Annotated in this window: 28 protein-coding genes, 1 tRNA gene and 1 pseudogene; 23 read left to right on the top strand and 7 right to left on the bottom strand. The window is 63.3% G+C overall.

Annotated features, from left to right (window positions below; genetic code table 11):
* The first annotated feature begins 85 nt into the window (after positions 1-85).
* From Hrd1104_RS04565 to hpt, 14 genes and pseudogenes are all read left to right on the top strand, one after another.
* A complete protein-coding gene (locus Hrd1104_RS04565) occupies positions 86-1,150 on the top strand; it encodes a polyprenyl synthetase family protein (RefSeq protein WP_154551636.1) in 1,065 nt (354 codons plus the stop codon).
* 92 nt (positions 1,151-1,242) lie between these two features.
* Complete coding sequence (locus Hrd1104_RS04560; RefSeq protein WP_154551635.1) at positions 1,243-1,884, top strand: halocyanin domain-containing protein; 642 nt, start codon at positions 1,243-1,245, stop codon at positions 1,882-1,884.
* A gap of 227 nt (positions 1,885-2,111) precedes the next feature.
* On the top strand, positions 2,112-2,522 hold the full coding sequence (locus Hrd1104_RS04555; protein ID WP_154551634.1) for a type IV pilin: 411 nt from the start codon (positions 2,112-2,114) through the stop codon (positions 2,520-2,522).
* A gap of 419 nt (positions 2,523-2,941) precedes the next feature.
* Positions 2,942-4,098: pseudogene (gene coaBC, locus Hrd1104_RS04550) on the top strand (bifunctional phosphopantothenoylcysteine decarboxylase/phosphopantothenate--cysteine ligase CoaBC).
* Positions 4,099-4,260: 162 nt separating this feature from the next.
* A complete protein-coding gene (locus tag Hrd1104_RS04545) occupies positions 4,261-5,376 on the top strand; it encodes a monovalent cation/H+ antiporter subunit E (protein ID WP_154551633.1) in 1,116 nt (371 codons plus the stop codon).
* Entirely contained in the window at positions 5,376-5,666 is a 291-nt protein-coding gene (locus Hrd1104_RS04540) for a cation:proton antiporter (RefSeq protein WP_154551632.1), read from the top strand. Before Hrd1104_RS04545 ends, Hrd1104_RS04540 begins: the two co-directional genes overlap by 1 nt.
* On the top strand, positions 5,663-5,983 hold the full coding sequence (mnhG, locus tag Hrd1104_RS04535; RefSeq protein ID WP_154551631.1) for a monovalent cation/H(+) antiporter subunit G: 321 nt from the start codon (positions 5,663-5,665) through the stop codon (positions 5,981-5,983). The genes Hrd1104_RS04540 and mnhG overlap by 4 nt, the downstream gene beginning before the upstream one ends.
* Positions 5,983-6,519, top strand: coding sequence for a DUF4040 domain-containing protein (locus Hrd1104_RS04530; RefSeq protein ID WP_154551630.1), 537 nt, complete (start codon positions 5,983-5,985; stop codon positions 6,517-6,519). The genes mnhG and Hrd1104_RS04530 overlap by 1 nt, the downstream gene beginning before the upstream one ends.
* Positions 6,516-6,971 carry an MnhB domain-containing protein gene (locus tag Hrd1104_RS04525; protein ID WP_154551629.1) on the top strand — a complete coding sequence of 152 codons (456 nt, stop codon included), beginning with the start codon at positions 6,516-6,518 and terminating at the stop codon, positions 6,969-6,971. The genes Hrd1104_RS04530 and Hrd1104_RS04525 overlap by 4 nt, the downstream gene beginning before the upstream one ends.
* Positions 6,968-7,333: a cation:proton antiporter subunit C gene (locus Hrd1104_RS04520; RefSeq protein WP_154551628.1), complete on the top strand. Its 366-nt coding sequence runs from the start codon at positions 6,968-6,970 to the stop codon at positions 7,331-7,333. The genes Hrd1104_RS04525 and Hrd1104_RS04520 overlap by 4 nt, the downstream gene beginning before the upstream one ends.
* Entirely contained in the window at positions 7,326-8,840 is a 1,515-nt protein-coding gene (locus tag Hrd1104_RS04515) for a monovalent cation/H+ antiporter subunit D family protein (RefSeq protein WP_154551627.1), read from the top strand. Before Hrd1104_RS04520 ends, Hrd1104_RS04515 begins: the two co-directional genes overlap by 8 nt.
* Before the next feature lie 19 nt (positions 8,841-8,859).
* On the top strand, positions 8,860-10,542 hold the full coding sequence (locus Hrd1104_RS04510; RefSeq protein WP_154551626.1) for a cation:proton antiporter: 1,683 nt from the start codon (positions 8,860-8,862) through the stop codon (positions 10,540-10,542).
* Entirely contained in the window at positions 10,542-12,368 is a 1,827-nt protein-coding gene (locus Hrd1104_RS04505; RefSeq protein ID WP_154551625.1) for a Na(+)/H(+) antiporter subunit D, read from the top strand. The genes Hrd1104_RS04510 and Hrd1104_RS04505 overlap by 1 nt, the downstream gene beginning before the upstream one ends.
* Before the next feature lie 107 nt (positions 12,369-12,475).
* Positions 12,476-13,045, top strand: coding sequence for a hypoxanthine/guanine phosphoribosyltransferase (hpt, locus tag Hrd1104_RS04500; protein ID WP_154551624.1), 570 nt, complete (start codon positions 12,476-12,478; stop codon positions 13,043-13,045).
* A gap of 246 nt (positions 13,046-13,291) precedes the next feature.
* Here hpt and Hrd1104_RS04495 read toward each other — a convergent pair.
* From Hrd1104_RS04495 to Hrd1104_RS04485, 3 genes are all read right to left on the bottom strand, one after another.
* A tRNA-Met gene (locus Hrd1104_RS04495) sits at positions 13,292-13,366 on the bottom strand.
* Positions 13,367-13,419: 53 nt separating this feature from the next.
* Positions 13,420-13,917: a GtrA family protein gene (locus Hrd1104_RS04490; protein ID WP_154551623.1), complete on the bottom strand. Its 498-nt coding sequence runs from the start codon at positions 13,915-13,917 to the stop codon at positions 13,420-13,422.
* Positions 13,914-14,684, bottom strand: coding sequence for a glycosyltransferase (locus Hrd1104_RS04485; RefSeq protein ID WP_154551622.1), 771 nt, complete (start codon positions 14,682-14,684; stop codon positions 13,914-13,916). The genes Hrd1104_RS04490 and Hrd1104_RS04485 overlap by 4 nt, the downstream gene beginning before the upstream one ends.
* A 103-nt stretch (positions 14,685-14,787) precedes the next feature.
* On the opposite strand from Hrd1104_RS04485, the gene Hrd1104_RS04480 reads away from it, so the two are divergent.
* Positions 14,788-17,046: a DUF2298 domain-containing protein gene (locus Hrd1104_RS04480; protein ID WP_154551621.1), complete on the top strand. Its 2,259-nt coding sequence runs from the start codon at positions 14,788-14,790 to the stop codon at positions 17,044-17,046.
* 8 nt (positions 17,047-17,054) lie between these two features.
* Here the strand turns inward: Hrd1104_RS04480 and Hrd1104_RS04475 are convergent, their stop codons facing one another.
* Entirely contained in the window at positions 17,055-17,306 is a 252-nt protein-coding gene (locus Hrd1104_RS04475) for an HAH_0734 family protein (protein WP_154551620.1), read from the bottom strand.
* A 171-nt stretch (positions 17,307-17,477) separates the two neighbouring features.
* Between Hrd1104_RS04475 and Hrd1104_RS04470 the strand changes: the two genes are divergently transcribed.
* From Hrd1104_RS04470 to Hrd1104_RS04450, 5 genes are read left to right on the top strand one after another with little or no spacing between them, the layout of a single operon-like run.
* Positions 17,478-17,759, top strand: coding sequence for a 50S ribosomal protein L44e (locus tag Hrd1104_RS04470; protein WP_154551619.1), 282 nt, complete (start codon positions 17,478-17,480; stop codon positions 17,757-17,759).
* A 2-nt stretch (positions 17,760-17,761) separates the two neighbouring features.
* Positions 17,762-17,935, top strand: coding sequence for a 30S ribosomal protein S27e (locus Hrd1104_RS04465; protein WP_154551618.1), 174 nt, complete (start codon positions 17,762-17,764; stop codon positions 17,933-17,935).
* The gene (locus Hrd1104_RS04460) at positions 17,932-18,732 is read left to right on the top strand and encodes a translation initiation factor IF-2 subunit alpha (RefSeq protein ID WP_154551617.1); all 801 of its coding nucleotides are present in this window, start codon (positions 17,932-17,934) and stop codon (positions 18,730-18,732) included. Before Hrd1104_RS04465 ends, Hrd1104_RS04460 begins: the two co-directional genes overlap by 4 nt.
* Positions 18,729-18,911, top strand: coding sequence for an RNA-protein complex protein Nop10 (locus tag Hrd1104_RS04455; protein WP_154551616.1), 183 nt, complete (start codon positions 18,729-18,731; stop codon positions 18,909-18,911). Before Hrd1104_RS04460 ends, Hrd1104_RS04455 begins: the two co-directional genes overlap by 4 nt.
* 5 nt (positions 18,912-18,916) lie before the next feature.
* On the top strand, positions 18,917-19,669 hold the full coding sequence (locus tag Hrd1104_RS04450) for a proteasome assembly chaperone family protein (protein WP_154551615.1): 753 nt from the start codon (positions 18,917-18,919) through the stop codon (positions 19,667-19,669).
* A gap of 39 nt (positions 19,670-19,708) precedes the next feature.
* Here the strand turns inward: Hrd1104_RS04450 and Hrd1104_RS04445 are convergent, their stop codons facing one another.
* Positions 19,709-20,884 carry a pyridoxal-phosphate dependent enzyme gene (locus Hrd1104_RS04445; RefSeq protein WP_154551614.1) on the bottom strand — a complete coding sequence of 392 codons (1,176 nt, stop codon included), beginning with the start codon at positions 20,882-20,884 and terminating at the stop codon, positions 19,709-19,711.
* Positions 20,885-20,989: 105 nt separating this feature from the next.
* Here Hrd1104_RS04445 and Hrd1104_RS04440 point away from each other — a divergent pair, with 105 nt between their 5' ends.
* Positions 20,990-22,240, top strand: coding sequence for an NAD(P)/FAD-dependent oxidoreductase (locus Hrd1104_RS04440; protein WP_154551613.1), 1,251 nt, complete (start codon positions 20,990-20,992; stop codon positions 22,238-22,240).
* An 11-nt stretch (positions 22,241-22,251) separates the two neighbouring features.
* On the opposite strand, the gene Hrd1104_RS13430 is transcribed toward Hrd1104_RS04440, so the two are convergent.
* On the bottom strand, positions 22,252-22,374 hold the full coding sequence (locus Hrd1104_RS13430; protein ID WP_255470250.1) for a hypothetical protein: 123 nt from the start codon (positions 22,372-22,374) through the stop codon (positions 22,252-22,254).
* A gap of 41 nt (positions 22,375-22,415) precedes the next feature.
* Complete coding sequence (locus tag Hrd1104_RS04435) at positions 22,416-23,102, bottom strand: metallophosphoesterase (protein WP_154551612.1); 687 nt, start codon at positions 23,100-23,102, stop codon at positions 22,416-22,418.
* Positions 23,103-23,207: 105 nt separating this feature from the next.
* Between Hrd1104_RS04435 and Hrd1104_RS04430 the strand changes: the two genes are divergently transcribed.
* Both Hrd1104_RS04430 and Hrd1104_RS13040 read left to right on the top strand, forming a co-directional pair.
* On the top strand, positions 23,208-23,972 hold the full coding sequence (locus tag Hrd1104_RS04430; protein WP_154551611.1) for a MarR family transcriptional regulator: 765 nt from the start codon (positions 23,208-23,210) through the stop codon (positions 23,970-23,972).
* A 78-nt stretch (positions 23,973-24,050) separates the two neighbouring features.
* The gene (locus tag Hrd1104_RS13040) at positions 24,051-24,197 is read left to right on the top strand and encodes a hypothetical protein (RefSeq protein WP_195837631.1); all 147 of its coding nucleotides are present in this window, start codon (positions 24,051-24,053) and stop codon (positions 24,195-24,197) included.
* Positions 24,198-24,296 lie beyond the last annotated feature (99 nt).

Here is a 24,296-nt window from a genome sequence, read left to right as displayed (position 1 = left end):
CGCTGTTCCCGGGCAAAAACCCTCCGCACTCCACTCTCGGGCTGGGGAAGGGAGTTTTTTAGGCCCGCATGCCGAGTGGGGAGTCATGCGGGACCTACTTGCAGAGTGGCGACCGGTCGTCGACGATGCGATAGCAGCGTTGCTCCCGCGTGCCGTCGACGACGACTATCTCCAAGAGTTCTTCGGAGAACCGACCTACGAGTACGATCCAGAAGCGATTCAGCGAGCGCTGGCCGACCCGGTGTGGGACTTGCTCGACCGGGGCGGCAAGCGCTGGCGGGCGATTCTCTTTCTCATTCTCGTCGAGGGGTTCGGCGAGGAACCCGAAGAATACCTTCCCTACGCCTGTATCCCGGAAGTGCTACACAACGGGACGATTATCGTCGACGACGTCGAGGACGGGGCGTCGATGCGCCGTGGCGAGACGGCCTTACATCGAGGCCACGGCGTCGACGTGGCGCTGAACGCTGGCAACGCGATGTACTTCCTGCCGTTGAAAATCATCAGGCGGAATCCAGCCGACCTCGACGCCCAGACCCGACTGGCCGCCTACGAGATGCTCATGGACGAACTCAACCGCACGCATCTCGGCCAGGGCATGGACATCCACTGGCACAACGAGTCGATGGTCCGGATCGACGAACAGCAGTACTACGAGATGTGTGCCTGTAAGACGGGTTGTCTCGCCCGGATTGTCGCCCGTCTAGCAGCGATCGTCACCAATCAACCCGAAGCCGTCGAACGCGCAGTTGCGACTTACGCCGAGCGGATGTCGATCGCTTTCCAGATCGGTGACGACATTCTCGACGTCGAAAACACCCTCGATCAGGCCGGCGATTTCGGCAAGGAGTTCGGCAACGACATTCGGGAAGGCAAGAAGACGTTGATGGTGATTCACGCCGCTGAAAACGCGCCGGCCGAGGATGTCGCCCGCCTCGAAGCGATCCTCCAGGCCGAGGACAACACCGACGAGGAGATCATGGACGCGATCGAGATCCTCCAGTCGACGGGGAGTGTCGAATACGCTCGTCAACGAGCGCTCACGCTGGCTGCAGAGGCTCGCGAACAGTTAGACCGTGTTGATCTCGAACCGGATCCCGCAGCGCACCTCAAAGAATTCACGACGTTCGTCGTCGAACGCGAGCAGTGATCGGCCCCAGATGACGAACGGGCAGACGATTCCAACCGGCCACCATTGTCCCGACCAACATATTCACTATCCGGGGCCACGAACCCGCAGATATGACCGACGACGCTCCCGAGCGATCTCGCCGGGCGTTCCTGCGATCGGCGGGCACGGTCGCCGGCGGCACGGCGGCCGCTGGCGCGGCCGGCACTGCCGCCGCCCAAGAAGAAGACGGTGGCGGCGGTGGCGGCAAACCGGATTACGGCGGTTGGCTGTCCGACGTGGGCAACTTCTCGACGACCGAAGACTTCCGTGGGCAAGACGAGGTGACGGTGGAAGTCGGCGTCGAGGGCAACGGCGATTACTGGGCGTTTGGCCCACCGGCCATGTATGTCGACACGGGAACGACCGTCGTCTGGGAGTGGACAGGCCAGGGCGGCGGCCACAACGTCGTCGGCGAAAACGACGATTACTCCTCTGGCCCCTCGACGGGCGAGGCCGGCACCACGTTCGAACGGACCTTCGACGAGGCCGGGATTCACAAGTACTACTGCGATCCCCACCTCTCGGTCGGGATGAAGGGTGCCGTCGTCGTCGGTGAAGACTATCCGACCGTCTCGACCGGTGGCAACACGGGACCAGTCGTCCCTGAAAGTGCCAAACTGCTCGGCGTCTCTAGTGGCTTCGTCATGACGGCAGTGCTTGGATGTACGTACTTCTTCATGAAGTACGGCGGCGATTACGGCGACGAATCCTGACGTCTTCGCCGCTGGTTCGAGCAGATTCGAGATAGGAACGTCCCGCGGCGGATCGCCGGACAATCCCGAGACTAGACAGCGATTATCACACGCCTTCCGGTATTATCAGCCCCAATAACCCACCACGAACCTTTATACGTTGACGAGACCGATATACGGGTAGAAGCTGCCATGGCGATGGACACGCAGCTGTCCGTCAGTGGCGGCGATATAAACGGAACACAACCATGCAACTGAAAGAACTCTTCGACGACGACAATGCAGTAAGTCCGGTCATCGGGGTCATCCTGATGGTCGCGATTACGGTAATTCTCGCAGCCGTCATTGCGACATTCGTTCTCGGTCTCGGTGAACAAATCAGCAGCACGGCCCCACAGGCGAGTTTCTCGTTTGATTACAACGAGACAAGCGACAACCTGACCGCAACGCATACCGGAGGAGAGACACTTGACGAGGAAACGATCTCCGTTACTGGTGACAATGCCAACTTCACTATCAATGCCGGCACAGACGGAGAGATAACGGCTGGAGACTCGATAGGGATTGGTGGAGTTAATCAAACCAACGGTGATGAAGTCCAGGTTATCTGGAAAGAACCGAGCGGTGACAAGAGTGCAACGCTGGCCACTTGGCCCTAGATCGGCTCACTAGGTCATTTTCTGTTCGTTCGTTTGGCAGTGCAGGTAGATCGTTCAGTATGCGCCACGTCGATGGAAGCTGTGGGACTGATCCGTCACACTGTCAGTGAGCAGCGTTATCCGGACGTGGCAAGTCTGGGCGGGCAGGTACGTCAGCGAGCAGCAGATGACAGCAACGCTCGAAGCGTCTTGACGTTGCGTCCGCCCGACGGCATCGTTCCGGCCTCGGAGACGAGCCACAGGCGACCGATAGCCAAACAACGCGCCGAGAAGAGTGACGACGAGACGAACCCATTCGCTTTCGGTGGCCAAGGCGAGAAGAAGATGCCGTCGCTTGGGGGGCGCCCGCTTTCGGTGGTCCGTCAGCTATCGGGGCGCGGTGGAATGACTTTTGCGACCGGCTCTCGAATCGCCGAGCAATGCTCGAAGATACGAACGTCGTCCTCGGAGTGACAGGGTCTATCGCAGCGGTCAAGACCGTCGAATTGGCCCACGAACTCCGGCGCCGTGGGGCGACAGTCCGGGCGATCATGACCGAATCAGCGACGAATATCATCCATCCCTGGGCGGTCGAACTGGCGACTGACGGCGATGTCATCACGGAGATCGGCGGCAGTGTCGAGCACGTTACGTTCTTCGGCGAGGACCCGTGGGGAGACGTGCTGTTGATCGCACCCTCGACAGCCAACACGGTGGGAAAATCGCCGCGGCGATCGACGATACGCCGGTAACGACCTGCGCGACGACAGCGCTCGGGGCAGGCATCCCCGTCGTGATCGCGCCTGCGATGCACGAACCGATGTACGATCATCCGGGTGTCTTAGACGCCATCGAACGCCTGGACTCGTGGGGTGTCGCCTTCGCCGATCCGCGCATCGAGGAGTCGAAGGCAAAAATCGCAAGCGAGGAAGCGATCGTTCTCGAAACGGCACGCGCCGCGGGCGAGCGGCCGCTTGCGGGTGAGTCGATCGTCGTCACCGGCGGCGCGACGACGGAGGCAGTCGATCCGATACGAACACTCTCGAACCGGGCGTCGGGAAAGACCGGCCGGGCGATCGCGAAAGCCTGCTACGTCCGGGGTGCAGACGTGACACTGTTGCACGACGGGCCGGACGTCCCCTACGCGACCGTCGAGAACGTCGAGACGGCAGCCGAGATGGTCGCTGCCGCCCAAGAGTGTGCCGCTGGTGCCGACGCGCTCGTCTCGGCAGCAGCGATCGGCGATTACACGGTCGAGCGCCGTGACGAGAAAATCCGCTCCGGACAGGACAGACTGACGCTCGAACTACAGCCGACACCGAAGCTTCTCGATCAGGTCAGACAGCGGGCCCCCGACTTGCCGATGATCGGTTTCAAGCTCGAACCCGGCGCTGACGACGACGAGATGATCGAGGCAGCGCGCGATCTCCTCGAGCGGGTAGCCCTCTCTCTTGTCGTCGCAAACGACACTGGGGCCGCCGGGGGCGAAAAGACGCGGGCGCTGTTGGTCGAGGACGACGCTGTTACCGAATTCAGCGGGTCGAAAGCGGCGCTTGGCGGGCGCATTGCCGACGAGCTAAGCCGAACGTTGTCGTGAGGGTCGAGCAGCCTATTCGATATCGGTCGTGGGCGCCCCAAGCAGACGTCCAAAACGAGTAAAATGCCAAACTGCTCCGGGAGAGAAACCTGTCAATCCGATCGAGCGAGGAAGAACGCAGTAGTTTTCTTTGGGGACTGTAATGTGACGGATACGTAGCCAATGACCAACGCCCAGCGCGTCGTGGAGGCTGAGGAGCCGCCCGACGATCGACCACTCGACGTCCTGGTTCCGGTGGCACCGTCGGAGACGCTCCGGAACGCCGTCGCCTACGCGGTACGGGACGCCCGGGAACGAGCCGGCGAACGTGGCCGTCAGGCCACTGTTCACTTCGTCTACGCACAGGGTCGTCGAACGTTCCAGGAAGAGCGCTCGGACGGCGCTGACCTCCTCGAACGGGCGACTGTCTGGGCCCGAGAGGACGCCGACGTCGACGAAGACGATCGGCCGGAATCGATCGCGATCGAAACAGCAGTCCTCGGTGTGGATGAGTACCTGTTCCGGCCGGACGACTTCGCCCAGGTGATCACCGACTACGCCCGGCAACACGGACTCGAACGCGTCGTTGTCGACCCGGAATACGCCCCCGGCGGCCGGGTTCCACTCTTGCGTCCGTTAGAGCAAGGGCTCAGGGACGCTGGCCTCACTGTCGAGGAGGCACCGATCGATCGGGCGGCTCGCCGCACCCGTCTCGTCCGGAGTAGCGGGATCGGGCAGTTTCTGGCGGTGTTCGGCGTCTCGTATCTATTTTACCTTGTAATCGGTGGGTTCGCGGGGACGTTCGACCTCGCGACCGGGGCGATCAGCGCCGGCATCGTTGCCGGTCTCCTCTCGCGAGTTACGTTTTCCCGGCCACCAGTCTGGCGGCGGTGGCCGCGGATCTTCGTCCGGGGGCTGCTGTTCGTTCCCTACTTCCTCTGGGAGATCGCCAAGGCCAACGTCGCCCTCGCGAAAGTGATACTCGATCCGAAACTTCCGATCGACCCGAAGACCGTCGGCTTCGACGCGATGGTCTGGGACGAGCTCTCGGTGACGGGACTGGCAAACAGTATCACGATGACGCCGGGGACGCTGACGGTCGACGTCGACGATCAGGAGTTCCACGTCCATTCGTTGACGGCCTCGGCCCGGTCTGACCTCTTCGATGGGGGACTTGAACGTGCCATCCGGTTCGTGTTTTACGGCCGGTCGGCGGCCCGGATCCCCTCACCTCGTGAACGGGGCGATATAGACGAATCCCCAGACGACGAAACCGATTCCGCGGAGGTGTCAGCCTAATGGCGTCGGGACTCGATCCGGTGGTGACGGGCGCACTACTCGGGACGGCGGCCGCATTCATCGCCTTTGCCGTGATCACCCTCTATCGGGTCTGGCAGGGGCCGACCATGCAAGACCGGGTTATCGCGGTCAATCTCATCGGCTCGAACACGGTCGTCGCGATTGCACTGATAGCCGCGGCACTTGGTGAACCCGGCTTCCTCGATATCGCCCTCGTCTACGCCCTGCTGAACTTCCTTATGAGTATTGCCATCTCGAAGTTCACCGTCGAACGCGGAGGGGTCATATGACGCCCGTCGAATACCTCATCGTCGCGCTTGTCGCGGGCGGGGCGTTCTTCGGGTTCGTCGCAGTGGTCGGCGTGTTGCGTCTGCCGGATCTCTACACGCGAGCCCACGCTACCTCCAAGAGCGACACGCTCGGAGCCGTGCTGACACTCGCTGCCGTGGCTCTCGCCTTCGGGCCACACACACCGACCGTCAAGACGCTGTTGTTGCTCGTGTTCATGTTCATCACGAACCCGACGGCTGCCCACGCCATCGTCCGGGCGGCCGACGACCAAGGGATCGAACCGTGGACGACCGACGACGAAGGGGGTGAATCCTGATGCTGTCGCCGCTGATGGCGACAGTGCTCGTCTTCGTGATCCTGACGGCACTGGTCACTGCGCTGCTGCGTGACGTCCTTGCCGCGATCATCGCCTTTGCGGCCTACAGCCTCGGCGTGTCGGTCATCTGGGTACTCCTGCAGGCACCCGACGTGGCCCTCACCGAGGCGGCGGTCGGCGCCGGCGCGATGACGATCCTCCTGTTGGTAACGATCGCGAAGACGGTCCGTGCGCCCGGGGACCGATTGGTCGAGCGCGTCAAACTCGGTCCACTGACGGTCGCCGGTGCGTTCGCGCTGGCGATCGGCGCGACTGTCCCGGCACTGCCCCGGATCGGCGACCCGAACGCTGCAGTACCGGCCGATGCCGTCACGACGACCTATCTCGCGGACGCATACAGTGCGACCGGCGTCGAGAACGTCGTCACAGCCGTGTTGGCAGCCTATCGTGGATTCGATACCTTCGGCGAGGTGGTCGTCGTCTTCGCCGCCGGGACAGCACTGCTGGTCGTCCTCAAACGGGAGGTGTTTGCATGAGTAGTGAGGAAACGCCCTCGACGTACGTCGAGAGTCCGATCATCATGACGACCGTCAGAGTCGTCGCCCCGTTCGTCCTCGCCTTTGGCCTGTTCGTGATGTTCCACGGTGCCGAATCCGCTGGCGGGGGGTTCCAGGGCGGCGTGATCGCCGGCGCAGTGATCCTCATGCTCGCCTTTGCCTACGGAATCGAACCGACCCGCGAGTGGCTCGGGTCCTCGCTGCTCGCGATCGCGGCCGTCACCGGCGTCGTCGTCTTCGCCGTCGTCGGACTCGGTGCGATCGTTCTCGGCGGTAGCTTTCTCGAGTATCCCGTCTACGGCATCCATCACGCCAGCAAGTACGGGATCGAACTCGTCGAACTCGGGATCGGTGCGACCGTCGCAGGCGTGATCACGTCGTTGTTCTTCCTGCTCGCTGCAGGCGTCTCCGAGGAGGTCGATGAGGCATGATCGACGCATTACTCGCCCGGTACGGGTACGTGGCGATGGTCGTGTTGCTCGCGATCGGGGTCTACGTGATGATCCGGTCGCCGAACCTCGTCAAGAAGGTCATCGGGATGAACATCTTTCAGACGGGCATCTTCCTGTTTTTCATCTCTTCGGCCTACGTCGAGGATGGCGTGCCGGCGATCGTCGGCCACGGCGGCGCGGAGGCGACCTACGTCAGTCCGCTTCCGCACGTCCTCATTCTGACGGCGATCGTCGTCGGTGTGAGCCTGACAGCCGTCGCACTCTCGTTGATCGTCCGGATCTATCGGGAGTACGGGACCTTGGAGGAAGACACCCTCCGGGAGGTACTGGCCAATGAGTGATCTCGCTGTGCTGCCGGTCGCGCTCCCGATCGTCGGGGCGGCGCTGGCTATCGCGGTCGGGATCCGCTTCGATCGGGTCGGCTGGCCGATCGCCGCCGTCGTCGCCATCGGACAGGTCGCCGTCACAGCGACCCTGGCCTGGCTTGTCGCGACCGGTGGACGCATCCGGTACGAACTCGCCGGGTTCGCCCCGCCCGCGGGCATCGAACTCGTCGTCGACGGCCTCTCGGCGATCGTGGCACTGCTGGTCGCGGTTGTCGCTGCTGGTGTGCTCGTCTACGCTCGCCGGGCCGGGCCGCGTTCGTCGGCCTTCTACGCCGAGTACCTGCTATTGCTGGCAGGACTCTCCGGAATGGCCCTGACCGGCGACGCGTTCAACCTCTACGTCTTCTTAGAGATCACCGGCCTGGCTACCTACGCACTGATCGCGAGCGGGGAGTCCGGTCGGGCGGCCGTCGCCGCGCTGAAGTACCTCATCATCGGGACAGTCGGTGCGTCGATCTACCTGCTCGGGGTCGGCTACGCGTTCATCGCGACGGGGACCCTGAACATGATCGACCTCGCCGACCAGCTGGCCGCTGTCGGCTACGACGCGACGCTCGTCCAGGCGGCGTTCGTGTTGATGGTCGGCGGCCTGGCGGTCAAGACCGCGATCTATCCGCTGCACGTCTGGCAACCTGACGCCTACAGGTTCGCCCCGGACAGCGTCTCCGCGTACGTCGCGGCGCTGGTCTCGACAGTGTCGGCCTACGCACTCGCGCGGACGATCCTCACGGTCTTTACCGTCGAGTTCCTCGCAGCGAACCCGATCCTCCAGACTGCCGTCGTCTGGATCGCCGCACTCAGCGTGATCGCTGGCAGCGCCCTGGCGGTGATGCAGACGGAGGTCAAGCGCATGCTCGCGTACTCCTCGGTCTCGCAGTTCGGGCTGGTGATCGCCGCGTTCGCGATCGCCAACGAGACCGCGGTTCTGGGCGGGACGATCCACCTCGTCGGTCACGCGATCATGAAGGGGGGGCTGTTCCTCGCTGCCGGCGTGATCGCACTGTCGACCGGTGCACGGACCGTCGACGGGTACCGCGGACTGGCTCGGCGGGCGCCCGTCCCTGCGGTGGCCTTTGCCGTCCTGGCCATCGCGATGGTCGGCGTCCCACCGACGGTCGGGTTCCTCGGGAAGTGGAACATCGTCCTCGGCGCGGTCGAGGGCGGGGCCTGGGTCGTCGCCCCGGTCCTCGTCTCCAGCGCACTGTTGACGCTCGCGTACTTCGGCCGCCTGCTCGAACGGATGTTCGTCGCCGAGCCCCTCGAAGACACCGCGGAGGCAGCCGTTGCTGAGGACACCGACGTCGCTGCCGACGGCGGCGTCGAATCGGCCGACGACCGCCCGGTCTCGCTCGGTATGATCGGCGTCGTCGTTCTGGCGGCCATTCTGGCCGTCGCGCTCGGGTTCGCCGGACCGATCTTCGAATCGCTGCTCGAACCGACGCTCGAGAGGGTGATCGTATGACGACAATGGAGGGACCTGCATGACCGAGATACTCTCGTTGCGACCGCTTGCGGCCGTCCTCGTATCGGCACTCGGAGCACTCGTAATCTTGGCGTCCGGGAAACGACCCAACGTCCGGGAATCCTGGACGATCCTCGTCGCCGTGCTCAAGTTCGGACTGATCGGGAGCATGGTCCCGGGCGTCCTCGCCGGCGACACGTACGTGACGAACCTCGGCGAAATCGTTCCCGGGATCGAGTTCGCCCTCCGGGCGGACGCGCTGGGTGTGCTCTTTGCGCTACTCGCGAGCATGCTCTGGATCGCGACGAGTTTCTACAGTATCGGCTACATGCGTGGCCTCGAGGAACACGCCCAGACGCGGTACTTCGCTTCCTTCGCGGGCAGCCTCTCGGCGGCCGTCGGGGTCGCCTTCGCCCCGAACCTGGTGGTCCTGTACGTCTTCTATGAGTTGCTGACGGTGATGACTTACCCCTTAGTCACCCACGACGAGACGAGCGAGGCACGGGCGGCTGGCCGGAAGTATCTCGCCTACACCTTCGGTGGGGGCGTCGCCGCCCTGGCTGGGACAGTGCTGGTCTACACGATGACCGGCACCGTCGCCTTCACCGCGGGCGGGATCGCCGATATCGCAGCGGACCCGGCGCTCGCGCGGGTGGCCTTTGCACTGCTTGCGACCGGCTTCGGCGTCAAGGCGGCGCTGATGCCGATTCACTCCTGGCTGCCCGACGCCATGGTCGCGCCGACGCCCGTCTCCGGACTGTTACACGCTGTCGCCGTCGTCAAGAGCGGTGTCTTTGGCATCGCCCGGGTCGTGCTGGATGTCTTTGGCCCCGAGGCCGTCGCGGATCTGGGCGTTGGCGTCGTGCTCGCAGCCGTCGCAGCCTTTACCTTGCTCACGGCGAGCGTGATCGCGCTCCGCCAGGACAACCTCAAGCGCCGGCTGGCCTATTCGACGATCAGCCAGCTGTCATACATCGTTCTCGGGCTGGGCGTGCTCGGCCCCTACGCTCTGGTCGGCGGACTGCTACACATCCCTGCTCACGCATTCATGAAGCTCACACTGTTCTTCTGTGCGGGCGCGATCCACGTCGAGACCCACACTGACGATATCAGCGAGATGGCCGGCATCGGCAAGCGCATGCCCGCGACGATGGCCGCCTTCGGCGTTGCCGCGCTGGGCATGGCCGGGATCCCCCTGCTGGCCGGGTTCGTCAGCAAGTGGTACCTCCTGATCGGCAGTCTCCAGGCCGATCAGGTCGTGTTCGCGCTGGCGTTGCTGGTCTCGGGCGTGCTCAACATCGCGTACTTCTGGCCGATCGTCTACCAGGCCTTCTTCGAGAGCGAGGACGCCGTTGGGACCAAGCCCCTGATCGAGAACCCGCTGGGCGGGCGGGCAGTGGCTGACGGCGGGCAGGTCGCAGACGGCGGGGGTGAGAAGATCGAAGGGGAGCACGTCGAGGACGTATCTGACGCCGACGAGCACCCCGAACACGTCGATCACGTCGCCGACGGCCACCACGGCGGCCCGCCGGAAGGCGGCTGGGAGCGCCGCACGCCGATGACCGAGACGACGTGGTTCATGCTCGGGCCGATTCTGGGGGTGGCCACCGGGGCCGTCATCCTCGGGATCGTCCCTTCACAGGCGGTCTTCCTCGAACTCGTCGTCGACATCGTTGAGGCTGCCACGGGGGTGCTGGTCTGATGCTGGATGCTGTCGTCCCGGGAGTTGTGGTGTTCGCCGTCGCGCTGATCGTCCCGTGGCTAGGTAGACGGACGGGTCACGCTCTCGGTGCGCTCGCGACCGCCGCCGTCACTGGCTGGGCCTGGCTCGTGCCCGCAGGGACCTACTACCAGGTCCCGTTCCTGGGCTTTGAGGCCGTCCTGTTGCACGTCGATTCGTTCTCCCGGCTGATGGGCCTGATCTTCGGATTTATCGGGACCGTCGCCGTGCTGTATTCCTGGGCCAGCGACGCCGAGACCCGCCAGACCGCCTTCGCGCTTTCCTACGTCGCGACGAGCCTCGGGGCGGTCTTCGCGGGCGACTGGCTCACGCTGCTGTTTTTCTGGGAGTTGATGGCCATCACGAGCACGCTGCTGGTCTGGGACTACGGCGGCCGGGCCGTCCGGGCAGGCTTCCGATACGCTCTCCTGCATGGCCTGGGCGGTAGCCTGTTCATGGCCGCCATCGTCTGGCACTTCGTCGAGACCGGAACCTTCCTGTTCGCCGCCGTCCCGGGCGGTCCCGAGACCGCGGGCATCACCGCCGGGCTCCCGGCCGCACTGGCAGCACTGGGCATCGGCGTCAACGTCGGGTTCGTCGGTCTGCACGCCTGGCTGCCCGATACCTACCCGCGCCCGCACGTCGCCGCCAGCGTCTTCCTGTGTGTCTACACGACCAAGACTGGCGTCTACGGCATGTACCGCGCGTTCCCCGAGGGCGAACTCGCGATCGCCTACATGGGCGGCGTGATGGCCGTCTTCGGGGCCGGGATGGCCCTACTGCAAAACGACATGCGCCGACTGCTGTCCTATCACATCCAATCGCAGGTCGGCTACATGGTTGCCGGCGTCGGCATCGGGACGGCCCTGGCCCAGGCTGGGGCGTTCGCCCACGTCTTCAACCACATCCTCTATAAGGGCCTGCTGTTCATGACTGCCGGCGTCGTAATCTACCGGACCGGCCGCGAGAACCTCAAGAAGCTGGGCGGACTGGGCAAGGAGATGCCCCTGACCGCCGTCGCCTTCACCGTCGCCGCGTTGTCGATCGCCGGGTTCCCCCTGTTCAACGGGTTCGTCAGCAAAGGGATGATTATCTCTGGCAGTCACTACGACTTCCCGGCGGGACCACTCGCATTCGGCGACTTCCACACCCTCGAGTGGCTCCTCCTGTTGGGCGGGATCGGTACGTTCCTATCCTTCATCAAGTTTGGCTACTACGCATTCTTGCACGGTGAGTACGACGGCCCCGTTGCCGATGCCAACCTCGGTCAGAGCGCCGCGATGGTCGTCGTCGCCGCGTTGTGTGTCTTCTTCGGTGTCTTCGACGGTGCACTGTTCGCCCTGCTGCCCTTCGACGTGACAGACGGTGACGTCGTCTCACACGTCTATCAGACCTACACAGTCGATCACATCGTCGAAGGCGTCGCGCTCGCCGTGGCCGGCGTCGTGGGCTTCATCGTCCTGAAGAAGCCTCTGGAAAAAGTCGGCGGGGCCGTCCCGGATATCGACGCGCTGTACAACCCCGGCACATTCTACGGCATCCGTGCCCTTGTCGTGGGCGTCACTGAAACCTACGCCGCGGTCGATCGCCTCGTCGTCCGGACCGCCGAGACGGCGATGTGGACCGCTCGCAACCCCGACGTGTTTGTCCACCGCGCTGCGCGGACGCTGCCTGCGGGGGCAGTAAGCGACAACTGGCGTGGCCAGGAACCCCCGGCGCGGATCTACCTACGTGCAGGAATCGGAATCGGCATTCTCGTGTTGGCAGGACTCGTTACGCTCGGATTAGTAGTCGTGGCGTTGCTCTAATCGCGATCCGTCGGTTGGTCTGGCCGCGGTCAAAGGTCTCGTTCCCACGCTTCGGAAATCTCGATTGATTACGTGGTACTTTTAATTGCGGGTACAGTATCGCCAGCATGGATCGGCTCAAGCAGTCGTTGCTCGACGCTCCGGTCATCGAGAAAGGAGAGTACCAGTACTTCATCCACCCGATCAGTGATGGCGTCCCGATGCTTCGGCCCGAACTCCTTCGGGAAATCGTCATCCGGATCATCCGGAAGGCCGAACTCGAAGACGTCGACAAGATCGTCACGCCCGCAGCGATGGGCATCCACATCTCGACGGCTGTCTCGCTGATGACTGACATCCCGCTCGTAGTCATCCGCAAGCGCCAATATGGCCTCGAGGGAGAGGTCTCCCTACAGCAGGTCACCGGCTACTCCGAGAGCGAGATGTACGTCAACGACGTCTACGAGGGCGACAAGGTGCTCGTTCTCGACGACGTGCTCTCGACTGGCGGCACGCTCGTCGGCATTACCGGCGCGCTCGAAGAGATCGGTGCCGATATCGTCGACATCGTTGCCGTCATCAAGAAAGTCGGTGGCGAAAACAAGGTTGCAGATTCGGACCTCGACGTCAAGACGCTCATCAACGTCGACGTCGAAGACATGGAAGTCGTCGTCATCGACGAGAACGGCGACGGATAAGACTCCTACCGTTTCGTTCGAAGGGGACCGATCGGTACCTGCACTACCGACCTGAACCGTTAGTCCCGGTCGACTCGCACAGCCTGGACGCAACCCCCCTCGTCGCTCACGATGTTGTGCGGGACAGAAAATAGCGGGCGGTCGATCTGAACTGCCCGAACGGCGGTCGCTTCGCTTTCTCGTCGTCTACTTCAAATCGACTCCATGAAATATTCGTCGCCCACGAGTTTGTGAGCGGCAAAAGTATAGCGGGAGGTAGATTTGAACTACCGATCTGCGGGTTATGAGCCCGCCGGAATCTCCTGGCTATCCCATCCCGCTATCTTTTGGTATTCCCGGTCGAGCATTAAGGGTTGTGATTCGGATGCCGTCCGTTACTTCTTCCCGTGCTCGGCAACCTCCCCGTCACGGTGGACTTGCCAAGTGAACAGGCTCTCGAAAACGTAATTGACGACCATCGCAACGGCGATGGCGATCGGACTCGCAGCGAGGAACCACAGGTCCGTCCCGAAGACGTACAACGTCACTGCGAGATGCTGTGTCAACACCCAGTAGATGCTCAACTGGACGGCGACGCCACCGGACCGAACCAGATGAGATCGCACGAGGCGCCCGAGAAGCGCTCGCGTTCCCGAGGTCCCTTCGGTGGCGAACGTCCAGCGCTCGTTGACCGCGAACATAACGAGGATGGCCGTTTCGATTCCTGCTGCCTTGGCCCACATCTCGGGGACTGCAAAGCCGAGCCCGAGGATGGCCAGGACAGTGTTGTCGCTGATCGCCCCGATCACGCCGACTGAAACGAATTTTCCGAACCGAGCCCCCGAAAGGAGCGATGCGACGTGCCGACCGAATCGCGAATCAGCGTCAGTCATTGACTCTCCCGGTCGATGAGTGCGGTTGCGTCACTTCGCTGTGAGGCGATCATCTGGTGCAGACGACTGTCTCTGAGCCGCTTGGCGCGATGTCTAGCCGCGAAGACGGCCCCAGCTAGATCGAGCGATGTCCGAACAGGCGAGACTGTCGATCCGGGCTTGTCCTCCCAAGTGATCGGCACTTCCGCGATGCGGAGGTCTAATGCACCAGCGATCGCCACCAGTTCGACATCCCAGGCAAAGCCAGGCTCGAAGAGATGGCCCCGAACGTCTGCCCACGCCGAGGCTGAGAGTGCCTTGGCCCCACACTGGTAATCGTGGAGTTCGGCATCGAGCATTCGACGAGCGAACCACGCGAACCCATCGCCGAGAAAGCGCCGGGCGAACGTCTGATGTGACTGGATAGTGGCTTCAGGATGGCGGCGCGATCCAGCCGCAAGGTCGACCTGATCAGCCGCCACCGGTTCGATGACGGCTGCGAGCGACTCAGCAGGCGTCGACCCGTCGGCGTCGGCGAAGGCGAAGACATCCGTTTCGAGGGCTTCGAACCCCGTGGTGATTGCCGCACCCTTCCCGCGTCGGTACGGGACGGCGTTGACACTGACGTCGAGGGCGTCAAGCTGCTCGATCGTCTCCTCGCGCGGGTCGTCGATCTCGATACGCACAGTCGCGAGATCGACCTCAGAACGGATGGCGGCCACGTACGATTCGAGGGCAGGGACGTCAGGGCGATAGGCCGGCACGACGAGTCCGACGGACCGACTCATTGACTGTGCGTTCACGGGAACGAGTAAAAACAGTTCGAATTCCCGACCACACTCGGCGGGGACTTCACAAGACGTTTAGGGAACTTCCTCGTTGTCGCGTGTGATGGAATTCGGGTCCGTCGTCGTCTGGCTGGTCGCCTATCTGGGACTGCTCGCTATCGGTATGTCGATCACTGGTGCGGTGTTGTCGCGCCTCGACGATCGCGGTGCCGGCGTTGCGATCCCAGCGGCGATTGCGATCGTCTGGATCGTGACCTACGTACTCGGGCGTGTGTCGATCGACACTGGGCTGTTGGCTGGGATCGCCGTGTTGGGTGGGCTCGCTATCGTCGCCCGTCTGCGTGGCTCCGAGATCGACCGCTCGATATATCTCGAAACGGCGGCTGTGTTCACCGTCGCATTTCTGTTCATGGTGGCGGTCAGAGCAGTCGACCCAGCCGTTCATCCCGGCGGTGGCGAGAAGTTCCTGGATTTCGGGCTACTCCAGTCGCTGCTGCGGGCGAACACGCTCCCACCGGAAGACATGTGGTTCGCAGGCGAGTCGGTGCAGTACTACTACGGCGGGCATCTGGTGGCGTCGTTGCTGGCGCGGCTGACCAACACCTCGGCGCGATTTGCATACAATCTCGCACACGCGGGCTTCTACGCGATGGTGGTCACGGCAGCCTACGGACTGGGGAAGTCTATCGCTGCACATCGGGGCTACCCCGCACGTCTCGCCGGCGGCGCGTCGGCGCTTTTCGTCGGCTTTGCGAGTAACCTGCTCGTTCCCGCGAAGCTGATCCTCCTGGTATTGCCAGGAGCGATCTCGGAGGCGGTCGCTGGGATACTCGGGTTCGAACTGCGGGGCGTGGCGATCAGTCTCAGCGAGTTCAACTACTGGACGGCGAGTCGCATCATCCCAGGGACGATCAACGAGTTCCCGCTGTTCGGCTGGCTCAACGGCGACATGCACGCCCACATGATGAGTACGCCCTTCCTGTTGCTAGGCGCGACGATACTGTACGGCTACTACCGGACGCCCGCCGAGTCCCGGGGTCGTCGGCTCGGACTACTCGGAGCGCTTGGGCCACTGGCAGCGATGCTCGCCGTCGTGAACACGTGGTCGTTCCCCTCGATCGGCGGCTTGACTGTGCTGACAGTTGCCCTCGCGCCGGCCAGCCCGACGTCGTTGCTCCCCACACGGGCGAAGAAGCTGACCGACGCCGGTGGCTGGGTCCGAGATGAACTCACTCGACACACCCTCGCGGTCATCACCGGCGTCGGCGTGCTGGCGATCGGGGGCGTGGTATCCCTGCCCTTCTGGCTACAGGCAGCCAGTGGCCAGCGCGGGATCGGCTGGCTCCCGGAGCGCAGTGGGCTGGGCGTCCTCGTGATCGTCCACGGGGCGTTCCTGGCAGTTTTCGCGCTGTATTACGCTCGCTACGCGAGACCACAGCTCCGTCGACCGCTCCGGGCAGTAGGGCTGGTGGGCATGATCGTCATCCTTTCGGTGGTCGTCGATGCTGCAGCCGTCGCGCTGTTCGTGCCCCTGCTGATCGTCGGGTGGCTACTCAGACGACTCGGCGAGTACGACGAGTTGCCGACGCCCGGATTCGAGACGGTCCTGATTCTCGGTGGGATCGGGCTGGCGCTGCTCGTCGAGTTCGTCTACGTCAAAGAACAGGCCGGGCCGGGCCGAATGAACACCGTCTTCAAAACCTACATGCAGATCTGGGTACTCCTGGCGACGGCCATGGGAGTTGCACTGGTCGGGCTGTTCGCCGATCGACGCCCATCACTTGGCTTCGATGGACCGCGTTGGCGACGTGGTTTCAGCGTCCTGGCGGCCATCTTGTTGGTGTCGACATCGATATACGGTGGCCTGGCTATGGCGAACCACTTCCGGGCGGATGGTGGGTACGCCCAGACTGACGACCCGACACTCGACGCGCTCGCGTTCGCCGAAACGTACCATCCCAACGAGTACGACGCGATCCAGTGGATAGATGAGAACGTCGAGGGGCAGCCGAACATGGTTACGAAGCCCGGAACAAATATCTACCAGTGGGTCAACGCACCGTCGAGCCTGACCGGTGTGCCGACGCTCGCGGGCTGGGTCCACGAGGTCGGCTATCGCGGGACTGACGCCTACTGGGATCGGGTCGGCGACGTCGAAACGATATTCACTGGTCCGCCCGCCCGCCAGCGGTCACTCCTCGCGGCCTACGACGTCGAGCTGATCTACGTCGGTCCGCTCGAACGTGAAGCGTACTCCGACACGACGATCCAGGAGTTGGATGCAGTCACCGTCGAAGAGCGGTTCGGAGACGTGACGCTCTATCGGGTCGATCAGGCAGCGCTGGACGGATCGCCGTCGTAAAACGAGACTCAGGCCGCTTCGAGGACCGTGATCGCCTCGGCGTCGGTACTTTCGGTCGCTAAGTGCATCGGGATGAAATTCCGCAGTTCGAAGTCCTCTTGTTCGTCTTCCGTGCCGATCGTACACCACAGTTGTGGGCGATCCGGCCCGTGCCAGTCACCCTGGCGAGTGATCCCGAAACAGACGTACTGCTCGCCGTCGTATTCGATAGTTGCACCCTTTCGGATCCCGGGATCGCCACGGACGATAAGTCGCATCATACAGTTGGCCGGACTTCGCCCATGACAGCATTAAGCGCTTCGGAGGCCACAATGTGGCCAGAGCAATGGGACGGATCTGGTGTGTGAACGGCCCACGTCCCACGGCTGTGGCGCTTCGGAACCAAACGGGTTTTAAGCGGGGCTGACCAATCCACCCGCAAGGTCGATATCATGGAGATGCCACGCCGGTTTAACACCTATTGTCCCAACTGCAACGAACACCACGAACACGAGGTTGAGAAAGTCCGTCAGGGCCGGGCCACGGGAATGACGAAAGTCAACGGTCGACAGCGCGAGCGCCAATCGGGTATCGGGAACAGCGGCAAATTCTCGAAGGTCCCCGGTGGCGACAAGCCGACCAAAAAGACCAACCTGACCTACCGCTGTGCGGAGTGTGGCAACGCCCACCTCCGTGAAGGATGGCGCGCCGGTCGACTGGAGTTCCAGGAATAACAATGGCGGGGAACTTCTACAGCGTCCGCTGTCCGGATTGTGAGAACGAACAGGTCGTCTTCGGCAAGGCCGCAAGCGAGATCGCGTGTGCGGTTTGTGGACACACGCTGGTCCGCCCGACTGGTGGCAAGGCTGCAATCGAAGGCGACGTGATCGAAGCCGTCGAGCAACGATGAAGTTCAGTGGCTGGCCCGATCCAGGCGAACTCGTCGTCGGTCGCGTCGACGAGATCGAGGACTTCGGTGTCTTTGTCGACCTCCAGGAGTATGACGACAAGCGCGGGCTGGCCCACATCAGCGAGGTCGCCTCCGGATGGATCAAAAACGTTCGCGACCACGTCAACGAAGGCCAGACCGTCGTCGCGAAGGTCCTCGATGTCGATCGGGACGCCCAGCAGATCGATCTCTCGATCAAGGACGTCAACGATCACCAGCGCAAAGAGAAGATCCAGGAGTGGAAAAACGAACAGAAGGCAGACAACTGGATGACAATCGCCTTCGGCGAGGACATCGAAGACGACACGTACGGTGCCATCGCCGAGGAACTCCTCTCTGGGTTCGGCTCGATGTACGACGGCTTCGAGCAGGCCGCCATCCACGGCACGGAAGCGCTCGAAGACACCGACCTCGACGAGGAAGATATCGAAGCGATCGTCCAGACGGCTCGCGAGAACGTCTCGGTGCCGTACGTCAAAGTCACCGGCTACGTCGACCTGACCTGTCCTGACAAAGACGGCGTCGATGGAGTCAAAGAGGCCTTGCAGGCGGCCGAAGGGGACGGAGACGTGTCCGAGGAGATCGACCTCGACGTGACCTACGTCGGTGCGCCCGAGTACCGCATCGAGGTCCAGGCCCCGGACTACAAGACCGCCGAGACGGCCCTCGAAGACAGCGCACAGCGGGCCGCCGACACGATCGCCGACTACGGTGGCACCGGCCACTTCCACCGCGAGCGCAATACCGACGAGGAATGAAAGCCGACATCCGGGTGTGTGCGGTCTGGAGCGATCGCCACGAACGCCCGGTGTACACGCTGGCCGATTCCTGCCCCGAATGTGGAGCACCGACCGAAAACACTGCTCCTGCACCCTTCTCTCCGGAAGATCCGTACGGCGAGTATCGACGCGCACTTAAGCGCGCCAATCGGGAATAGACCGTATGGACGAGTACGAAATCGAGACACTCGAAGCGGTAGATCTGGAGTCGCCGGTGCTGATCGAAGGGCTACCCGGCGTCGGCCACGTCGGGAAACTCGCGGTCGAACACTTGCTCGAAGAACTCGATAGCACGCCGGTCCGGCGGGTTTACTCTCAGCACTTTCCCCCACAGGTGACCATCGACGACGGGATCGAACTCGCAAGTGCCGAATTTCACGCCATCTCGCCGGAAGATGGACAGGATATGCTCGTCCTCTCGGGGGACCACCAGGCGCAGGATAACGTGGGTCACTACGGCCTCGTCGAGGCGTTTCTGGACGTGGGGGCTGCGTTTGGCGTCGAGCGCATCTTCGCGTTGGGCGGCGTCCCAACCGGCGAACTCATCGAGGAGTACGACGTGATCGGTGCCGCGACGACAGACGGCCTGACGGACGAACTCGAAGACGTTGGGGTCGAGTTCCGCGAGAACGAACCAGCCGGCGGCATCGTCGGCGTGTCCGGGCTCTTGCTCGGGCTCGGACAGCGCCGTGACCTGCCTGCAGCCTGTCTCATGGGTGAGACATCCGGGTATCTCGTCGATCCGAAAAGCGCCCAGGCGGTTCTAGAAGTGCTGCAGGACGTACTCGGCTTCGAGGTCGACTACGGATCGCTCGAAGAACGTGCAGACGAGATGGAAGATGTCGTCCGGAAGATCCAAGAGATGGAAGGCAACGCCTCGGCTCCGGCTGAGGAAGATCTCCGATACATTGGGTAATTCGACGGGAAAGACGTGCTGTGCGGTCGTATCGATCACTCACACGCCGCGACTCATCAAATGGCTTCGCAGGAGATCGCTCTCCCCAGCAGCGGCAAGTGGGTCGATGACCACCACGGACTCGTCTTGTGTGACTGCACCGCGATCAATCAGTGCCTCGAGGCCAGCGAGTGCGACGCCGCCCGTGGCACTGCACTCGATGCCGGCCGAAGCGTTCGCATCGACAGCCGCCGCGAGGGCATCCTCGTCCGAGACAGTCGCCGCCCCGCCTCCAGATTCACTGATGGCAGTTACCGCGCTCGCTCCACGGACCGGATCGGGAATTTCGAGGGGCCCGATGACAGTGTCTGGGGCGTCGGTCGAGTCGATCGCTGTCGCTGCCTGGCAGGCGTCAGCGATGGGTGGACACCCCTCGGGCTGGATCGCGTACAGTCGTGGGAGAGAGCCGACGTATCCGGCCTCGCTGGCCGCTTTCAGGCCGGCTTGCATGCCAGCCACTCGCTGGCCGTGACTGACAGGGACGACGATCGCGTCGGGGGCCGTCCAGTCGAGACCAGCCAGCCCGTCCCAGGCGAGTGTCGCCGCCCCGAGCCGGCGGAACGGCGAGCCTGGACCGACGGGAAAGCCAGTCGCCTCGTCATCGACGAAGGCCGTCTCGGCGTCGCTGTACCGGCCTTCGACGACCGAGAGTTCGCCGCCGTGGACGTTCGTCATCGCCTTGTTGAGAAACGGCGTCCGGGAGGGGACGTAGGCCAGTGACTCGATATTTGCCCGGCCAGCGTATGCGGCTGCTGACTGTGCAGCGTGGCCCGTCGAAGGGAGGACGATGCGATCAGCACCGCGCGCCACAGCCGTCGCGACGGCAGTCGCCATCTCTCTGTCCACAGCGCTACCGGTCGGATTGCGCCCCTCGTCGACGACGGCGAGGGAATCGACACCGTACGTGGTTTCGAGCGTGGGACAGCCGATCGGATTGCCACCACCAACGCCCATCGCCAGTTCGGAGAGATCCACGTCGAGGCTGTTCGAGTAGCGGGCAATGCCTGACCCGGGGGCGCTTGACAACGCCGTGGGGTCGGCAGGTAGCGCGTCCGGATCGAACGTAACGCGGACGGTCCCGCCACAGTCCGGGCAAGGCCCCGTCACGTCCGCTGGCGGCACGATCGAATCGCACTCGACACAGCAAAACTGAACTGGGGTGGCCGCGGCGTCCATAGCCACAGTATCGGGCGTCGCCGACAAGTGTCGTCCGGTCGAGCGCGAGTGGTACCGGGCCAACCCGGCCGTGGAATTTTGCCGACTGAGATCGTACGGTATTGTATGACAGACGTGCTCGTCGCTGGTGGTGGTCTCGCGGGGCTGGTTGCAGCGAGTCGACTGGCAGAGACAGGACAGGACGTGACCGTCTTCGAAGCCAAAGAGACTATTGGCGGTCGTGTCCGGACCGAGCACGCCGACGGGTACACGTTCGATCGCGGGTTCCAGGTCGTCTTCGACAGCTATCCGGCCGTCAGGCGCGAGCTCGACCTCGGGGCGCTCGATCTACGGCGGTTCGGGCCTGGGGCGACGATCGGGAAACCTGGCGAACGATCGGTGCTCGCTGATCCGCTCCGGGACCCGAAGACACTGACCCAGACACTGTTCAACCGCGACGTGCGCCTCGGGGACAAATTACGAGTACTCCGTCTCCGGCGGGAGCTGGCACACAGAGACGTCGAGACGATCCTCGATCCGAACCGACCCGACCAGACGATCGAGTCGTTTCTGGCTGAGCGGGGCTTCTCCCGGCTGTTCATCGAGCGATTCGCTGGGCCGTTCTACGGCGGGATCACCCTGGACCGGTCGCTGTCGACTGACGCTCGCGTGTTCGAATACACGTTCAAGATGCTCACAGCAGGCGCGGCAGCAATTCCGGCCGATGGCATGCAAGCGATCCCCGAGCAACTCGCCGACCGGGCCCGGAATGCCGGCGCACGTATCGAAACCGGCAGATCCGTCGACGCGATCGACGACGACGGCACCGTCACGGTCGACGGTGAGACGGTCGATAGCGACGGTGTTGTCGTCGCAACGGACCCACAGACGGCTACGGAACTGACTGGCGTCGAGACGCCTTCCGGGACCCGCGGCTGTGCGACGGTGTACGTGAGTCTTCCCACCGAAACGCCCCTGGATACGGGGACTCGACTGCTGTTGAACGCTGTTGAGGGCCAGCCAAACCAGCTAGCCCAACTGTCGGCCGTCGCCCCCGAGTACGCGCCCGACGGCGAGCAGTTGCTCGCGGCGACGTTCCTCGGGGAACCCGAAGAAGACGACGCAAAACTCGTCAGAGACGTCCGCGAAACGCTGGAATCGTGGTATCCAGAACGGTCGCTGTCGGGCTTGGAGCACCGTCGCACCGAGCGGGTTCCGTTCGCGCAGTTCGACCAGCCGCCCGGGTTTCTGGAGACGACCCCGGAGCCGACTGCGCCCGACGGGGCGGTGGTGCTTGCGGGCGATTACACCCGCTGGTGTTCGATTCAGGGCGCACTCGAAAGCGGGCGAATTGCGGCCGAGGTGCTCACCGAGTGAGCAATCGAGGACTAGTGGCCAGCAGTGCTTTCGGGCTCTTCAGCGAGTGTTTTCGGGACGAGCCACCGCGTTAGCGCGACCAAGATGCCGATGGCGAGAAGCGATCCCAGGAGGATGATGACAGCAGCTTCCATAGATGGACCTACCACGCCCCGGCCAAAAAACCGTTGCCCTGTCAGAGGAGCCCACGCAGCGAGCCAAGCGGGGGAAACGAGAGCGTTTCTCCGGCGGTATCGTCCCGGACGATCGGTCGGAATGTGTCGACGTTTTCGATCAGCGGTGAGTGAAACCCATCGGCGCCGATGTGGTTGATCGTCACTCCAGCGACGAGTTCGTTGAACGCTGGCAAAACCAACACGTCGGCATCGCGATACACATCGGTACCGTGGAGGTAACACGGTCGCTTCTGGCCCTCGATTTCGATCGCTGGATGATCGTGCCCGATCACGTACCGGTCGGCATCGGTCTCCGGCAGTTCGTGACCGTGGCAGACGACCGTTTGTCCGTCCGAAAGCGCGTATTCCTCGGGAGATGGCCCGTCACGGACAGCATCGAGCAGGACGTCGTGATTTCCCGGCGTCACGACCAACCGGCACCCGTGATCGGTCACGACATCACGGAGTTGCTTGTAGGAAGCCACAACGTCTGGTGGGAGTGAATCGAACGCATGTAAGAGATCGCCGGCGACGACCACTTCGGAGACGGAGTGTTCTGCGATGAGCCCAGAGAGACGCTCACGGAGCGATCGCTCCGAGCCGACCGACAGTTCGACCGTCGAGGAGCGCTCGCGGCCCAGGTGGAGATCAGCGACGACCAGCGCCTCTCCGAGGACTACACCGCGATCTCGAAGCGTCAGGTCCATTGTCCCTCCCTGCGGGAGTGACGGCTATCAACGTGTCGCCGCCGGCTGGCCATTTCGTCGCCGTGGGTCCCGGGGTTTATCACCCAGCGCGCCGACCAATCGGGCATGATAGACGTCCTCGACAACAAGCGGGCGGCGACCCGCTTTCGGATCCTGGTGGAGATCGCCGAACGCCAGCCGGCGGTGAGTCAAGGTGAGATCGCCCAGGCGGTCGGCGTCACGAGCCAGGCCGTCAGCGAGTACATTCGTGAACTCGTCGAGGATGGGTTCGTCGAGAAAGAGGGACGCTCACGATATCGCGTCACGAACGAGGGCGTCGACTGGCTGTTCTCCGCAGCGACGGACGTCCGTCGGTTCGCCGATCACGTGACCGAAGACGTCCTTGGCAGTGTCCAGGAAGACGCAGCCCTCGCCGTCGAACCCATCGTGGAAGGCCAGTCCGTGGCCCTGTTCATGAAGACGGGCTTACTCCGGGCTCGCCCGGGCGAAGACGGTGCGACGGGGGTCGCGACGACCGATGCCGACGCGGGAGAAGTCGTCGGCGTCACCGGATTCGAAGGCGTCATCGAACTGCAACCCGGCGAGGTCGATATTCTCCAGGTGCCGCCCGTCAGGTCCGACGAGACGCCGGATCTCGATCGATTGCAGACAGCGGCCCACGACGCGGATCTCGTTACAGCGGCCGGGGTCGAAGCTGTCGGTGCACTCAAAGAAGCCGAGATCACCCCGACGACACACTTCGCGGCGGGTGAAGTCGCTGCCGACGCAGCGAGCAGAGGGTTGAGCGTGGTCGTCGTGGCAACGACCGACGTCGTCGGACGCGTCACTGACGCACTCCGGGATAGCGACGTCTCTTACACGGTTCGATAACGATTGAGTGTGGTGACTGGAGACTCACCGTCTTGTCGTTCCGGAACGCTCAGGGGCATGCCCATCGAAAGCCGAGATATGACCGATGTAGACACGGCGGTCGAAACGTTCCTCGAACAGTCCGAAACAGCCCTCGACCAGTACGAACAGGGCTATTCCGACGCGGATGCGACGATCCGCGTCCTCGAATCACATATCGAGACGTTGCGCGAGCACGTCGAGTAACTGTCACACAGGGGAGCCACGAGAGACGCTACCGTGGCGGAAACCGGCAGCTGTGCCGGGAGCGCCGTCGTTTTACGCACTGGTCCGTTAGGCGCGTTC

Origin of the sequence: Halorhabdus sp. CBA1104 (assembly GCF_009690625.1) — an archaeon.
Classification (GTDB): domain Archaea; phylum Halobacteriota; class Halobacteria; order Halobacteriales; family Haloarculaceae; genus Halorhabdus.
This window is presented reverse-complemented; position numbering and strand designations above follow the sequence as displayed.

Excerpts from the sequence above, each read along its gene's own strand:
- Hrd1104_RS04565 (WP_154551636.1), top strand. The coding sequence starts at position 86 with ATGCGGGACCTACTTGCAGAGTGGCGACCGGTCGTCGACGATGCGATA.
- Hrd1104_RS04560 (WP_154551635.1), top strand. The coding sequence starts at position 1,243 with ATGACCGACGACGCTCCCGAGCGATCTCGCCGGGCGTTCCTGCGATCG.
- Hrd1104_RS04555 (WP_154551634.1), top strand. The coding sequence starts at position 2,112 with ATGCAACTGAAAGAACTCTTCGACGACGACAATGCAGTAAGTCCGGTC.
- Hrd1104_RS04545 (WP_154551633.1), top strand. The coding sequence starts at position 4,261 with ATGACCAACGCCCAGCGCGTCGTGGAGGCTGAGGAGCCGCCCGACGAT.
- Hrd1104_RS04540 (WP_154551632.1), top strand. The coding sequence starts at position 5,376 with ATGGCGTCGGGACTCGATCCGGTGGTGACGGGCGCACTACTCGGGACG.
- mnhG (WP_154551631.1), top strand. The coding sequence starts at position 5,663 with ATGACGCCCGTCGAATACCTCATCGTCGCGCTTGTCGCGGGCGGGGCG.
- Hrd1104_RS04530 (WP_154551630.1), top strand. The coding sequence starts at position 5,983 with ATGCTGTCGCCGCTGATGGCGACAGTGCTCGTCTTCGTGATCCTGACG.
- Hrd1104_RS04525 (WP_154551629.1), top strand. The coding sequence starts at position 6,516 with ATGAGTAGTGAGGAAACGCCCTCGACGTACGTCGAGAGTCCGATCATC.
- Hrd1104_RS04520 (WP_154551628.1), top strand. The coding sequence starts at position 6,968 with ATGATCGACGCATTACTCGCCCGGTACGGGTACGTGGCGATGGTCGTG.
- Hrd1104_RS04515 (WP_154551627.1), top strand. The coding sequence starts at position 7,326 with ATGAGTGATCTCGCTGTGCTGCCGGTCGCGCTCCCGATCGTCGGGGCG.
- Hrd1104_RS04510 (WP_154551626.1), top strand. The coding sequence starts at position 8,860 with ATGACCGAGATACTCTCGTTGCGACCGCTTGCGGCCGTCCTCGTATCG.
- Hrd1104_RS04505 (WP_154551625.1), top strand. The coding sequence starts at position 10,542 with ATGCTGGATGCTGTCGTCCCGGGAGTTGTGGTGTTCGCCGTCGCGCTG.
- hpt (WP_154551624.1), top strand. The coding sequence starts at position 12,476 with ATGGATCGGCTCAAGCAGTCGTTGCTCGACGCTCCGGTCATCGAGAAA.
- Hrd1104_RS04490 (WP_154551623.1), bottom strand. The coding sequence starts at position 13,917 with ATGACTGACGCTGATTCGCGATTCGGTCGGCACGTCGCATCGCTCCTT.
- Hrd1104_RS04485 (WP_154551622.1), bottom strand. The coding sequence starts at position 14,684 with ATGAGTCGGTCCGTCGGACTCGTCGTGCCGGCCTATCGCCCTGACGTC.
- Hrd1104_RS04480 (WP_154551621.1), top strand. The coding sequence starts at position 14,788 with ATGGAATTCGGGTCCGTCGTCGTCTGGCTGGTCGCCTATCTGGGACTG.
- Hrd1104_RS04475 (WP_154551620.1), bottom strand. The coding sequence starts at position 17,306 with ATGATGCGACTTATCGTCCGTGGCGATCCCGGGATCCGAAAGGGTGCA.
- Hrd1104_RS04470 (WP_154551619.1), top strand. The coding sequence starts at position 17,478 with ATGGAGATGCCACGCCGGTTTAACACCTATTGTCCCAACTGCAACGAA.
- Hrd1104_RS04465 (WP_154551618.1), top strand. The coding sequence starts at position 17,762 with ATGGCGGGGAACTTCTACAGCGTCCGCTGTCCGGATTGTGAGAACGAA.
- Hrd1104_RS04460 (WP_154551617.1), top strand. The coding sequence starts at position 17,932 with ATGAAGTTCAGTGGCTGGCCCGATCCAGGCGAACTCGTCGTCGGTCGC.
- Hrd1104_RS04455 (WP_154551616.1), top strand. The coding sequence starts at position 18,729 with ATGAAAGCCGACATCCGGGTGTGTGCGGTCTGGAGCGATCGCCACGAA.
- Hrd1104_RS04450 (WP_154551615.1), top strand. The coding sequence starts at position 18,917 with ATGGACGAGTACGAAATCGAGACACTCGAAGCGGTAGATCTGGAGTCG.
- Hrd1104_RS04445 (WP_154551614.1), bottom strand. The coding sequence starts at position 20,884 with ATGGACGCCGCGGCCACCCCAGTTCAGTTTTGCTGTGTCGAGTGCGAT.
- Hrd1104_RS04440 (WP_154551613.1), top strand. The coding sequence starts at position 20,990 with ATGACAGACGTGCTCGTCGCTGGTGGTGGTCTCGCGGGGCTGGTTGCA.
- Hrd1104_RS13430 (WP_255470250.1), bottom strand. The coding sequence starts at position 22,374 with ATGGAAGCTGCTGTCATCATCCTCCTGGGATCGCTTCTCGCCATCGGC.
- Hrd1104_RS04435 (WP_154551612.1), bottom strand. The coding sequence starts at position 23,102 with ATGGACCTGACGCTTCGAGATCGCGGTGTAGTCCTCGGAGAGGCGCTG.
- Hrd1104_RS04430 (WP_154551611.1), top strand. The coding sequence starts at position 23,208 with ATGATAGACGTCCTCGACAACAAGCGGGCGGCGACCCGCTTTCGGATC.
- Hrd1104_RS13040 (WP_195837631.1), top strand. The coding sequence starts at position 24,051 with ATGACCGATGTAGACACGGCGGTCGAAACGTTCCTCGAACAGTCCGAA.